At 36.4% G+C, this 12,379-nt stretch carries 13 protein-coding genes; 7 read left to right on the plus strand and 6 right to left on the minus strand.

The features are described 5' to 3' along the window. The first annotated feature begins 10 nt into the window (after window positions 1-10). The 3 genes from qoxB to qoxD are packed head-to-tail and all read left to right on the plus strand — an operon-like array spanning window position 11 to window position 2,846. The gene (gene qoxB, locus MKY81_RS10885; RefSeq protein WP_108071925.1) at window positions 11-1,954 is read left to right on the plus strand and encodes a cytochrome aa3 quinol oxidase subunit I; all 1,944 of its coding nucleotides are present in this window, start codon (window positions 11-13) and stop codon (window positions 1,952-1,954) included. Continuing rightward, entirely contained in the window at window positions 1,951-2,559 is a 609-nt protein-coding gene (gene qoxC / locus MKY81_RS10890) for a cytochrome aa3 quinol oxidase subunit III (RefSeq protein WP_425319829.1), read from the plus strand. The genes qoxB and qoxC overlap by 4 nt, the downstream gene beginning before the upstream one ends. Then, complete coding sequence (gene qoxD, locus MKY81_RS10895; protein ID WP_066233724.1) at window positions 2,559-2,846, plus strand: cytochrome aa3 quinol oxidase subunit IV; 288 nt, start codon at window positions 2,559-2,561, stop codon at window positions 2,844-2,846. Before qoxC ends, qoxD begins: the two co-directional genes overlap by 1 nt. A 213-nt stretch (window positions 2,847-3,059) precedes the next feature. Here the strand turns inward: qoxD and MKY81_RS10900 are convergent, their stop codons facing one another. The 3 genes from MKY81_RS10900 to MKY81_RS10910 form a co-directional block, all read right to left on the minus strand. Next, entirely contained in the window at window positions 3,060-4,367 is a 1,308-nt protein-coding gene (locus tag MKY81_RS10900) for an NCS2 family permease (RefSeq protein ID WP_341117778.1), read from the minus strand. A 211-nt stretch (window positions 4,368-4,578) separates the two neighbouring features. Continuing rightward, complete coding sequence (locus MKY81_RS10905; protein ID WP_341117779.1) at window positions 4,579-5,583, minus strand: inorganic phosphate transporter; 1,005 nt, start codon at window positions 5,581-5,583, stop codon at window positions 4,579-4,581. 11 nt (window positions 5,584-5,594) lie between these two features. Continuing rightward, complete coding sequence (locus tag MKY81_RS10910; RefSeq protein WP_108071917.1) at window positions 5,595-6,215, minus strand: DUF47 domain-containing protein; 621 nt, start codon at window positions 6,213-6,215, stop codon at window positions 5,595-5,597. Between the two features lie 335 nt (window positions 6,216-6,550). Between MKY81_RS10910 and wrbA the strand changes: the two genes are divergently transcribed. From wrbA to MKY81_RS10925, 3 genes are all read left to right on the plus strand, one after another. Beyond that, window positions 6,551-7,159, plus strand: a complete 609-nt coding sequence (gene wrbA / locus MKY81_RS10915) for an NAD(P)H:quinone oxidoreductase (RefSeq protein ID WP_108071915.1) — start codon at window positions 6,551-6,553, stop codon at window positions 7,157-7,159. A gap of 278 nt (window positions 7,160-7,437) precedes the next feature. Beyond that, complete coding sequence (locus MKY81_RS10920; RefSeq protein WP_341118770.1) at window positions 7,438-8,625, plus strand: CaiB/BaiF CoA transferase family protein; 1,188 nt, start codon at window positions 7,438-7,440, stop codon at window positions 8,623-8,625. An 11-nt stretch (window positions 8,626-8,636) separates the two neighbouring features. Next, complete coding sequence (locus MKY81_RS10925; protein WP_341117781.1) at window positions 8,637-9,848, plus strand: acyl-CoA dehydrogenase family protein; 1,212 nt, start codon at window positions 8,637-8,639, stop codon at window positions 9,846-9,848. Between the two features lie 39 nt (window positions 9,849-9,887). Here MKY81_RS10925 and MKY81_RS10930 read toward each other — a convergent pair whose 3' ends face one another. Next, the gene (locus MKY81_RS10930; protein WP_108071911.1) at window positions 9,888-10,202 is read right to left on the minus strand and encodes a DUF3870 domain-containing protein; all 315 of its coding nucleotides are present in this window, start codon (window positions 10,200-10,202) and stop codon (window positions 9,888-9,890) included. A 94-nt stretch (window positions 10,203-10,296) separates the two neighbouring features. Further along, the gene (locus MKY81_RS10935) at window positions 10,297-11,205 is read right to left on the minus strand and encodes an RluA family pseudouridine synthase (protein WP_108071909.1); all 909 of its coding nucleotides are present in this window, start codon (window positions 11,203-11,205) and stop codon (window positions 10,297-10,299) included. 116 nt (window positions 11,206-11,321) lie between these two features. Here MKY81_RS10935 and MKY81_RS10940 point away from each other — a divergent pair, with 116 nt between their 5' ends. Further along, window positions 11,322-11,729 carry a DUF5365 family protein gene (locus MKY81_RS10940; protein WP_066233751.1) on the plus strand — a complete coding sequence of 136 codons (408 nt, stop codon included), beginning with the start codon at window positions 11,322-11,324 and terminating at the stop codon, window positions 11,727-11,729. 206 nt (window positions 11,730-11,935) lie between these two features. Here MKY81_RS10940 and MKY81_RS10945 read toward each other — a convergent pair whose 3' ends face one another. After that, window positions 11,936-12,355 (minus strand): disulfide oxidoreductase, encoded by a 420-nt coding sequence (locus tag MKY81_RS10945; protein WP_066233754.1) that lies wholly within the window; start codon window positions 12,353-12,355, stop codon window positions 11,936-11,938. Window positions 12,356-12,379 lie beyond the last annotated feature (24 nt).

Raw genomic sequence — 12,379 nt, forward strand, 5'->3', positions numbered from 1 at the left:
GGAGAACAGGATGAAGCTTGATGAATTTTTCGTCACCGGCGAGCCGATTATATATGTAACAGAAGCAGGAATCGCCCTTGCGATGATCGCTATCGTTTTTTTCTTAACTTACTTTAAAAAATGGAAATGGCTTTGGCAAAACTGGTTGACAACTGTCGATCATAAAAAGATCGGTGTTATGTATGTATTAGTCGCAGTATTAATGCTTTTCCGTGGTGGTGTTGATGCATTGATGATGCGTGCACAACTGACGGCACCGAACTTAAAATTATTAGATGCGAATCACTATGATGGTATTTTTACAACACATGGTACGATTATGATTTTATTTATGGCAATGCCATTTTTAATGGGGTTAATAAATATTGCTGTTCCACTTCAAATTGGAGCACGTGATGTTGCTTATCCGATGCTTAATGCATTCAGTTTTTGGACGTTTGCTGCCGGGTGTGCACTCTTTAATATTTCCTTTATTATTGGTGGATCACCTACTGCAGGATGGACTTCCTATTTTCCATTAGCGGGTACTGAATTTAGTCCTGGAGTTGGAAATAACTATTATGCAGTTGCGTTGCAAATTGCGGGGATCGGTACACTTATTACGGGTATTAACTTCTTAGTGACGATTCTTAAGATGAGAGCAAAAGGTATGTCATTAATGAAGATGCCAATGTTCGTATGGTCCGTATTAATTATGTGTATCATTATTATCTTTGCTTTCCCTGTATTAACAGTTGCTTTAGCTTTAATGACTTTTGACCGTCTATTTGGCTCTCATTTCTTTACGATGGCATCAGGCGGTATGCCAATGCTTTGGAGTAATCTGTTCTGGATATGGGGACATCCAGAAGTATATATTGTGTTATTACCTTCTTTAGGTATTTATTCAGAAATTATCAGTACATTTGCGAAGAAACGATTATTTGGATATAAATCGATGGTCTTTTCAATGTTAGCTATTGCGCTATTTAGTTATTTCACATGGGTGCATCACTTCTTTACGATGGGGAATTCAGCGGCTGTTAACTCATTCTTCTCGATTTCAACGATGCTGATTGCAATTCCGACAGGTGTGAAATTATTTAACTGGCTCTTTACGATGTATAAAGGAAAAATAAAATTAACAACTGCGATGCTTTGGTCATTAGCTTTCATCCCTAACTTTTTAATTGGTGGGGTAACAGGAGTCATGCTAGCGATGGCAGCAGCGGATTATCAATATCATAATAGTTATTTCTTAATCGCTCACTTCCATTACACATTAATTCCGGGTGTAGCCTTTGCATGTTTCGCAGGTTTACATTATTGGTATCCAAAAATGTTTGGGCATATGCTAAATGAAAAGCTTGGAAAAATTACATTTTGGTTCTGGATGGTCGGCTTTAACGTATGTTTCTTGCCGCAATTTGTTCTTGGTTTAAAAGGAATGACTCGCCGTATGTACACTTACCAAGATGGTCTTGGCTGGACAGGATTAAACGTCGTTTCAACGATCGGCGGAGTCTTAATGGGTATCGGCTTCCTTGTCTTAGTATGGAACATTCTCTACAGTCTTAAAAAAGGTGAACGTGATGTTACAGGTGATCCTTGGGATGGTCGTACGTTAGAATGGTCAACACCAACTCCTGTTCCACATTACAATTTTGCCGTTGCACCTGTTGTTGATGATGTAGACGCTTATTGGAAAATGAAACAAAACAAAACTCCTCGCTTTAATAAAGAGGATGTGAAACCAATCCATATGCCGAACAATACGGCTATGCCATTTATTTCAGCTGTTGGCTTCGGTATCGGAGGATTTGGACTTGTCTTCTCATGGTGGTGGATGGCGATCATTGGATTAATTATTATCCTTGGCTGTCTAGCATGGCGTTCATTTGACAAAGATGAAGGCTACCATGTTGAGGTAGATGAAATATTAAGTACAGAACTTGCAGCAAGGGGTGAAAGATGATGAGTGAACATTTAGACACATCTTTACCGTTAGAATATCAATCTGAGCAAAGCAGATTAAATATATTTGGCTTCTGGATTTTCTTGGGTGCAGAGATCGCGCTTTTCGCGACTCTCTTCGCTACCTATTTTGTTCTTTCTGGTTCAACAGCTGGAGGACCTGATCAATTAGAGTTGTTTAAAATTAAAGATGTAATGACAGAAACTATTCTCCTTTTAGTTAGTAGTTTCACATGTGGTCTTGCGATTTTTTCAATGAGAAATAATAATAAAAAAGGCTTGCTATTATGGTTTATCATTACCCTATTATTAGGTGCAGGCTTTATCTACTTTGAGCTTCATGAGTTTATCGATTATGTACATGAAGGAGCAACTTTACAAACGAGTGGATTCTTATCTGGCTTCTTCGTTTTACTAGGAACACATGGTTTGCACGTTTCGATGGGGATTTTATGGGGCATTCTGTTGATTATCCAATTAGTAAAAAGAGGGCTAACACCTGTAACATCAAGAAAATTTTTCGTCATCAGTCTTTACTGGCATTTCCTTGATGTTGTATGGATCTTTATCTTTACGTTCGTTTATTTAGGAGGGTTGATTCAGTAATGGAACAACATCATTCGAAATATCCAATTGGGCACATCGTTGGTTTCTTTCTATCATTAGTGATGACGATTGCAGCCATGTTTGTTGCTCTTCACACGAATCTTCCAAGACCAACAATTATGTCGATTATCGGTATTCTAGCCTTCTTACAAGCAGGCATGCAGCTATTCATGTTTATGCATATTAAAGAAAGCGATAATTCGGTCGTACAAATTGGAAATATCATTTACAGTATTATCATCGCCCTTACGATTGTATTAGGATCGATATGGGTAATGCATAATTAATCATTGTAACGTCTACGCCAGTTGTGGTGTAGGCGTTTTTTCATGGCAATACGCAGCCTATTACTCTTATTATGATTGGTTCAAGCAAAAATTTGATGGGTGTGCCAGAAATTTTGATCGGTCTCCCCGCAAATTTGATCGGTTTCTAAATCTGTATCAAAGTCTATGATTTTGTTTTAAAAAAAAGGAACCGGCTCAATGCCGATTCCGAAATCAATGAGGTATAAATGCGAGTTGTAAGAAAAATAATACGGCAAATAAATAAACGAGTGGGTGAACTTCACGCCATTTTCCTCGCACAACTTTCAATATCGGATAAGAAATAAATCCAAATGCAATTCCTGTGGCAATACTGGAAGTTAACGGCATACTCAAAATAATAATAAATGCAGGAAAGGCTTCATCAAGTTCAGACCAATTAATATGCGAAACACTGCCAATCATCATACTACCTACAATAATTAAAGCGGGAGCAGTGATGGCGGAAAGGCCGGATACAGCACTTACTAATGGGCCAAAGAATGAAGAAATGATAAAGAGTACAGCAACGGTAACTGTTGTTAATCCTGTTCTTCCTCCAGCAGCAACTCCAGATGTTGATTCAACAAATGCACTCGTTGGGCTTGTTCCGAAGATAGCACCAATGGTCGTTGCAATAGAGTCTGATAACAACGCCTCTCGTGCCCGTGGCATCGTTTTACCTTTCATTAATCCGGCCTGTTCAGCGACTCCAACCATCGTTCCAGTTGTATCAAATATGGTAACGAGTAAAAAGGAAAATACAACAGCATATAAACTATGATGAATCACATCGCTAAAGGCAGTGATCGGATTATGAATAATAAACTCGGGAAAATGCGGCATCCCAACAAATCCTTTATCAAAGGACAATTGACCTGTGAACAAGGCAATAATTGCAGTGATAATCATACCGATAAATAATGCACCGTGAATATTGCGTGCCATCAAAATTAATGTAATGGCAAGTCCAACTAAAGCTAGTATTGTTAGAGGATTGTGAAGATCACCAAGCTGAACTAAATTTTCCTTACTAGCTGTGATGACACCGGTCTGTCTTAATCCGATAAAAGCAATAAATAAACCAATACCAGCAGTAATACCAAGCTTTAAGTTAACGGGAATTGCTTCGATTAGTTTACTTCGAAACGGTGTAATCGATAAAATAATGAAAACAATACCAGCTACAAAAACAGCGGAAAATGCTGTGACATAATCAATATTTCCATGAGATCCAACGACTGAATAGGCAAAGTAGGCGTTCAATCCCATTCCGGGAGCTATCGCAATTGGATAGTTTGCGAACAGTGCCATCCATAATGTCCCGATAACAGCGGCAATAATCGTCGCCATGAAGACTTGATCAAATGGTACACCTGCATCTTTGAGGATCACCGGGTTGACGACCACAATATAAACCATCGTTAAAAATGTAGTTAAACCGGCAATAAGTTCTGTTTTAACATTTGTGCCGTTTTCTTTTAATTTAAAAAGCTTAAGCATAAAGTTTTCCTCCGAAACACGAACAATTTTTGTCACAAATAATATATTATTCGTTTTTTAAAACTTTGGCAATAAATTTTTATTTTTAACGTGGATTATTTTAGTTTTACCAATTAATGATAAATACTCATAGATTCTTTTATGGGAAATTTACTATACAGAAAGAAAAAAGCACCGAAATTATTTTTCGTTGCTTTTTCATTTTAAAAAATTATAATATACTGTTTAAAAGTAAATAAATTAATCCAGCTAATAAAGCAGATATAGGTAATGTGATTACCCAAGTAATAATCATCCTTTGGGCAGTATCCCATTTTACTCCTTTAATTCGATGTGATGATCCAACACCTAAGATGGAGGAAGAGATGACATGTGTTGTACTTACAGGTAAATGAATATAGGTCGCACCGAAAATAATCAGCGCTGAACTTAAATCCGCTGCAACCCCATTAATAGGGCGAATTTTCATGATTTTTCCACCAACAGTTTTAATAATTTTCCACCCGCCAATGGATGTACCAAGACCCATTGCAGTAGCACAGGACGCTTGAACCCATAGTGGAACATCTGCATTGGCTGCAGTCAAATATCCATTTGAAATTAATGCCATCGTAATAATCCCCATTGCCTTTTGCGCATCATTCGTACCATGTGTATAGGACTGGAGGGCAGCAGTGAAAATTTGTATTAGACGAAAACTTTTATTCGTTTTCGTTAAATTGAAGTTTTTAAAAACGACTTTAAATATACTATAAACTATAAATCCGATAGCAAAAGCGATAACTGGTGATAAAAGCAGTGCTTCAATAATTTTAATAAAGCCTTTATAGTTTAATGAAGCAAATCCTGCCGCTGCAATAGCAGCACCTGCAATAGAGCCAATAATTGCGTGTGATGAACTACTAGGAATTCCGAAATACCATGTAATCAAATTCCAAGCAATAGCTGAAATTAGGGCAGAAAGGATAACAATTGATCCATTAGGAAGTGTAAAGGGATCAACAATATCTTTCGTGATCGTTTTGGCAACACCTGTAAAGGTCATTGCACCCAAAAAGTTCATGATTGCTGCTAGCATAATCGCATGCCTTGGTTTTAGTGCTTTAGTAGAAACAGCTGTAGCAATTGCATTTGCTGTATCATGAAACCCATTAATAAAATCAAAAGCCAGCGCGCAAACAACGATGAGTATGGTAATTATTAATACACTATCCATAAAAAGACTCCTTATGCGTTCTTCATTATTATAGTTTCTAAAATGTTTGCAACACTTTGACAATAATCAGCGATTTCTTCAAGGTCCTCATATACCTCTTTATATTTAATTAAACGGATAGGATCCTTTTCATTTTTGAATAGCTCCTTGATGGATTCCCTTAAAACGTCATCACACATGGATTCGTATTCTTTAATTTTAATTGCGTGTGGTCGCATACTTGGAAGCTTTTTGTGAAACATTAGATCAATTGCTTTATCAATTTCAACCGTACAATTTCTAATTGCATCGACAAATTTATACATATAACTGTCCGCCGCGGTTATATGATATACTTCAAAAATATATGCGCAATGTTCTAAGCCATCAAGAATATCATCGAGGCTATTCGTTAACGTTAATAAATCCTCTCTTTCAATCGGAGTGATAAAGGTATCATTCAACTCCAATATCATTTGATGTACATATGTATCTCCTTGTGTTTCATATTCTTTCATTTTCTGAGCAAAAACTTTTAAATCATCCGAATTATTTATTTTATAATCTGCAAAATAATTCATGCTTTCTCTTAAATTTGTCGAAATATTCCCTAACAGCACCGCGAATTTGTCTTTTTTGTTTTTAAATACCATAAAGAGCCTCCTAAAAGCTTTGTATTATCAAACGTATTTATTTTATATGATTTTCACAAAAGATTAAAGAAATATGTCGAATTTTTTTGCGAATACGCTTTCATACTGTCATTAATTTTTCACATTATAAAATGATTAATTTAAAGTTAATCTTTATTGTTTGACAAAAATCCTAAAATTATTTATATTTTATCTCGAAGTTGAGATTTTCTGATTCAAAGTTTTCGAACTGAAATAAGAATTAACTTATTTAGTTTTGAGCATATTAAAATTGTTCGCTTTAAATGAAATCGATAAACAACTTCTAATGTTATTACAAAAAAGGAGAAATCATTATGACTAAAGTTAATTTAGCAATCGTATATTATAGTTCAACTGGTACGAACTACCAGATGGCAAAATGGGCAGAAGCTGCTGCGAAAGAAGCGGGAGCAGAAGTGAAAGTTTTGAAAGTAGAAGAATTAGCTCCTGCGGCAGCAATTGAATCAAACCCAGCTTGGAAAAAACATGTCGATGAAACTCAAAATGTTGATGTAGTAACGGCAAACGATATTGAATGGGCAGATGCAATTATTTTCAGTGCACCTACACGATTTGGTAATATCCCTTCACAAATGAAGCAATTTTTAGATACATTAGGCGGCTTTTGGGCACAAGGGAAAACAGCTAATAAAGTAGTAAGTGCAATGGCATCTGCGGGAAATGCACATGGTGGACAAGAACAAACGATCCATACTATTTACACTTCAATGATGCACTGGGGAGCAATTATTGCAGCACCTGGTTATACTGATCAATCCATTTACGCAGCAGGCGGAAATCCTTACGGAACAACTGTTACCGTAACAGATCAAGGAATCGTTGAAGATGCAGAAGCAGCAGTAAAACATCAAGCAAAACGTACGGTTCAAGTAGCTGAATGGGTAAAAGCAGGATTACAATAAATAAAAAACTTGGAACCAGTTCTTTAAAGATCTGGTTCTTTTTTTATCTGCTATTTACAAATAATTATGAATAGAGTAAAATATTAATATATAAATTCCTTTGACCTAAATTACCTTTAGGCGGATACAGGAATTAAGAATAACTCACTTTGACTGTTAAAATCTGTATACATTTCTTGCCGAAATGAATCAATCAGATTATAAGCCAGTCTTTCATTTTTAGCGATCTCGCAAAATGAAGGGCTGGCTTTTTGTTTTTTAGAAAGGAGGGAGTAGTTCTGGGAGAAACATTATCCGGAATTAAGGTACTTGATCTAACGAGAGTCTTAGCTGGGCCGTTATGCACGATGGTGTTAGGAGATTTGGGAGCTGAAGTGATTAAAATTGAAGCGCCCAACGGTAGCGATGACACAAGAAATTGGGGACCGCCATTTAAAAATGGAGTAAGTGCCTACTATCTCTGTGCAAATCGAAATAAAAAAAGTTTAACCGTCGATTTAAAATCTGAAAAAGGCAAAGAAATTATCCGGAAATTAGTCAAAGAATGTGATGTACTCATCCATAATTTTAAAACAGGCACAATGGAACGATTAGGACTAGACTTTGAAAATCTCTCAAAGATAAATAACGAACTCGTGTATTGCTCGATTACAGGCTTCGGTGAAACAGGTCCATATAAGGATTTAGCTGGATATGATTATATTATCCAAGCAATGTGCGGGTTAATGAGTATTACCGGGGATTCGGATTCCGGACCACAAAAAGTCGGTGTCGCAATTACTGATATTTTAACAGGCCTATATGCATGTATTGGCATACAAGCTGCCTTGCTTGAAAGAAAAACGTCCGGCACCGGGCAAAAATTAGATATTTCATTGTTTGATGCTGGAGTGAGCTCACTTGTAAATATTGCAAGCAATTATTTAATGTCGGGAAAAATTCCGGGATTACTAGGAAACTCCCATGCCAACATTGTTCCATATCAAACATTCGATACAGCAAATGGAAAAATGGTTATTGCAGTTGGAAATGACCGGCAATTTGAAAAATTCGTTAAGATGATTGGGCAAGAAGAATTATCAAAGAATCCGTTATTTTCAAGTAATGCAAAACGGGTCGAGAATAGGGAGCAATTAGTTCCAATTTTACAACAAGTATTAAGTGAGAAGCCGACAGAATTTTGGCAAGCCTTATGTAATGAAAACGGAATCCCATCGGGACCAATTAATAATCTTGAGCAGGTCTTTCAAAACGAACAAGTATTAGCTAGAGAAATGGTTGTGGAGAAGGAGCATCCTTCAGCAGGAATGGTTAAACTTGTTGGAAGTCCACTAAAACTTTCAAAAACACCCATTCAAATAAAGCATCATCCGCCAATTGCAGGAGAGCATACGGAAGAAATTCTCCATTCAATCGGATACTCAAATGAAGAAATTAGTGAATTAAAAAATAATAAAGTCGTATAGGAGTGTAGAAAATGAATTTTGATTATTCTGAAGAACAAGTAATGTTACGATCAACGGTAAGGAATTTTGTAGACAAGGAAATTATGCCGTATATTGGCGAATGGGATTCTAAGGGACTTTTTCAGCCTCATATTATGAAACGACTGGCTGAGTTAGGATTAATGGGAGTTTGTATACCAGAAAGCTATGGTGGAAGTGGAATGGACTATAATTCTTTAGCAATTGTTTGTGAAGAATTAGAAAGAGGTGATACAGCCTATCGTACGGCTGTATCAGTTCATACCGGCCTCAATAGTTTAACGTTATTACAATGGGGAACGGAGGAGCAGAAACATAAATACTTAACTCCACAAGCGAAAGGAATAAAAGTTGGAGCGTTTGGCTTAACTGAACCAGGTGCAGGATCCGATGTAGCGGCAATAAGTACAACCGCCGTGAAAGATGGCGATCATTATATTTTAAATGGACAAAAAACATGGATTTCCTTATGTGATATAGCAGACCATTTTTTAGTTTTTGCATACACAGATAAAAGTAAGAAACACCATGGCATTTCGGCATTTATCGTAGAAAGAACGATGCCAGGTTTTTCTTCAAAGGCAATCAAAAATAAATTGGGAATTCGTGCCGGAAACACGGGGGAAATCTTTTTTGACCAAGTAAAGGTTCCGAAAGAAAATCTTCTCGGTAAAGAGGGGGAAGGATTCAAAATTGCGATGTCAGCGTTAGATAACGGTAGATTTACTGTTGCTGCAGGCGCATGTGGTTTGATCATGGCATCGTTAGAAGCGAGTGTGAAATATTGTCATGAGCGAAAAACCTTTGGAAAAGAAATTGGAAAACATCAACTCGTCCAACAAATGATTGCGAATATGGAAGCAGGATTACAAATGAGCAGGCTGCTCGTATTTAGAGCTGGAGAATTGAAAAATAAAGGTGTAAGGAATACACGGGAAACATCATTAGCGAAATGGCAAGCATGTGATTTTGCTAATAAAGCGGCGGATGATGCCGTTCAAATTCATGGTGCATACGGCTATTCAGATGAATATCCGGTCGCAAGATATTTACGTAATTCAAAGGCTCCTGTTATTTATGAAGGAACCCGTGAAATTCATACAATTATGCAGGCTGAGTACGTATTGGGATACAGAACGGATAAACCATTAAATGAGATGCTTCCTTCATGGCCGTTTCAAGTAGATTCAAATCTGCCTGTTTAAAAACTCCATTACAAATAGAGAAGATATTTTATGTCTTCTCTATTTTTTTTCCGTCATAATTAAATATTGTTTATGTAAATCTTTTAATGCTGATGATAAGGCATTATAGGCTTTTCCAAAATAACAGCTTTTTAATTCGTGAAGAGGTGCTTCAATCCCATCCTTTAAGCTATAGCCTTTTAACAAATGGGCGATGAAATCACGTCCATGAGATGTAGCAAGGGTACAAGTTGCTTCAACAATTACTCCATATTTGCGATCAATTTCAGCAGTTATCGTTAACGTTTCGTATATGCTCTTCGCGGCCATTCCTGCCGGCAGCTTAGCATGTCCCGCAATAAAAAGGGTATTCATACGCATCTCTCCTTCTTGTTCGTCCTAATAGAATGAAAATTAAGAAAAGTATAGACTGATTATACGATAATTAACGATATATTGCACGAATGTTTCAAAGCTGAAACTTTTCGAAGATAGGAGATGGATCATTAAAAGGTGCAATGCATTCCACCTTTTGTCCTAAAAATGGGTGGACAAAGGATAATTTTCTTGCATGTAACGCCTGTCTTTTAAAAGTAGCTTTTCCCCCATAAAGGGTATCACCAACAAGTGGATGCCCAATGGAGCTTAAATGAACGCGAATTTGATGCGTTCTCCCCGTATCGAGTGAACATTCAATAAGAGTGAATTTTTCTTTCGGAAAGACTTTTAAAACGGTTGCTCTTGTTATGGCTGTTTGACCAGATTTGGAAACTCTTCTTCTCGTTGGATGGTGGCGATCTCGGCCGATTGGGTCATCAATAACAAAAGAAGAGGGTCGAATAATCCCTTGTACGAGTGCATAATACGTTCTTTTAATTTTTCTTTCATTTAGCAAGCGATCTAAAATGGCGTGACTAAGTGCATGCTTTGCAAACAATATTGCTCCAGATGTATCACGATCCAAGCGATGAATATGACGAACACGGTGAAACTCATTTTTTTCCTGGAAATAATAAGCAACACCATTTGCTAAAGTATCTTTTTGGCCATCAACGTTTGGGTGTGTATCAATCCCAGCCGGCTTATTGACAATGATTAGATGGTCATCTTCATAAAGCACTTCAATTAATAAATTTTGTGGAATTACACCATAATCTTCATGTTGAAAAATAGCGATCTCAAATAAATCATTTGTTTTTAAAGGTATGTTCCAGTTTATATAATCCCCATTAATACGGACACCTTTATCCATTCGAATTTCATGTAGCAGTTTTTTTGGTACTTTCCATTCCTCTTTTAAAATGTTTTCAATCGTAAAATTATTCCATTTGTTTGGGATATGAAATTGAAACCATTTTCCTGATTGATTTGTCTCCATAATTTATCCTTTCACATGGTCATAATTACCACGCTTTTTTACTGTTTTTATATGTTATTCTTTATTTAATATAACAATCGGTCAAGGTGTAATACAAATACAAGGGTGGGTCACTAGTGAAGGTTTTATTTGCATCAACGAAGGAGCAAGAGGAAAAAATAAACGAATTGGTTAATTATTTTTATAGCGATATATTTCCGTATTATTATGAAGATGAAGAGATTGCTGAATTTAAAAGCATTGGTGTATTAAAAATAGAAAAACACCATTTTGAAAAAATTGGGACACTGAAGGACGCCTATCAAGTGATAGCCAGTTTGCAAACAATAATCGTTATTTTAGAGGAAAAAATCCATAAGAAAATGAATAAACGATATGAAGAATTATTTAACCATAATGTCCAAATTTTAAATAAATTTACAATCCCCTTCCCATTTTTTTATACCCAATTTAATTCAAATCAAAAAATATCGACGGAATCTTTTAGCATATATAAAAGTGCTGCGAACGAAATGCTTATATAAAATAGGCATGAACCGTTCCTTTCCGCTACAGGCACTTGCTTTTTCGCGGTTCTGCGATGCGATGAGCCTCCTCATCGCTTCGCTCCCCGCGGGTCTCATCTGTCCAGCTGATCCAGCAGGAGTCAAGTGCCTTTCGCTTCAATCCACTCTGTGCTTTTATATAAAAGCCAGTTTTCCCCAAAAACTTTATTACGAAAATAACCTTTTTATTTTTTTTCAAATTCTCGATAAACGATGATACTGGATAGAAAGATTAAAATGAACGCAATGAGTGCTAAAAAAGGAATGGTAATAAACCCAAGCCAATTAATATACTCGCCTGTACAAGATATTTGTCCGCACGAAGGTGCATGGCTACTTAAGAAAGGAACCTTCTGAATAGAATAATGATAAAGTGAAGTAAGGATTCCAATTCCTGATAAGATCGCTGTGTATATTGAGAGCTGGTATTCTTTTCTGAATATAGATACGCCAATAATAATTGTTAATGGATACATAAGAATTCGCTGGAACCAACATAATTCACAAGGGACAAAATGTCGTATCTCGGAAAAATAAAGGCTGCCTAACATCGCGATAATTGACACAATCCAAGCAAAATTCCAAAACATATTTTTGTTTTGCATATTGTTACTCCTTTTAAAAACATA

Origin of the sequence: Heyndrickxia sp. FSL W8-0423 (assembly GCF_038009395.1) — a bacterium.
GTDB classification, from domain to species: Bacteria; Bacillota; Bacilli; order Bacillales; family Bacillaceae_C; genus Heyndrickxia; species Heyndrickxia sporothermodurans.

Bases quoted from the DNA above. Each gene is read 5' to 3' on its own strand.
- MKY81_RS10945 (WP_066233754.1), bottom strand. From the start codon at position 12,355: ATGCAAAACAAAAATATGTTTTGGAATTTTGCTTGGATTGTGTCAATT.
- qoxC (WP_425319829.1), top strand. From the start codon at position 1,951: ATGATGAGTGAACATTTAGACACATCTTTACCGTTAGAATATCAATCT.
- qoxD (WP_066233724.1), top strand. From the start codon at position 2,559: ATGGAACAACATCATTCGAAATATCCAATTGGGCACATCGTTGGTTTC.
- MKY81_RS10935 (WP_108071909.1), bottom strand. From the start codon at position 11,205: ATGGAGACAAATCAATCAGGAAAATGGTTTCAATTTCATATCCCAAAC.
- MKY81_RS10905 (WP_341117779.1), bottom strand. From the start codon at position 5,583: ATGGATAGTGTATTAATAATTACCATACTCATCGTTGTTTGCGCGCTG.
- qoxB (WP_108071925.1), top strand. From the start codon at position 11: ATGAAGCTTGATGAATTTTTCGTCACCGGCGAGCCGATTATATATGTA.
- MKY81_RS10930 (WP_108071911.1), bottom strand. From the start codon at position 10,202: ATGAATACCCTTTTTATTGCGGGACATGCTAAGCTGCCGGCAGGAATG.
- MKY81_RS10900 (WP_341117778.1), bottom strand. From the start codon at position 4,367: ATGCTTAAGCTTTTTAAATTAAAAGAAAACGGCACAAATGTTAAAACA.
- wrbA (WP_108071915.1), top strand. From the start codon at position 6,551: ATGACTAAAGTTAATTTAGCAATCGTATATTATAGTTCAACTGGTACG.
- MKY81_RS10910 (WP_108071917.1), bottom strand. From the start codon at position 6,215: ATGGTATTTAAAAACAAAAAAGACAAATTCGCGGTGCTGTTAGGGAAT.
- MKY81_RS10925 (WP_341117781.1), top strand. From the start codon at position 8,637: ATGAATTTTGATTATTCTGAAGAACAAGTAATGTTACGATCAACGGTA.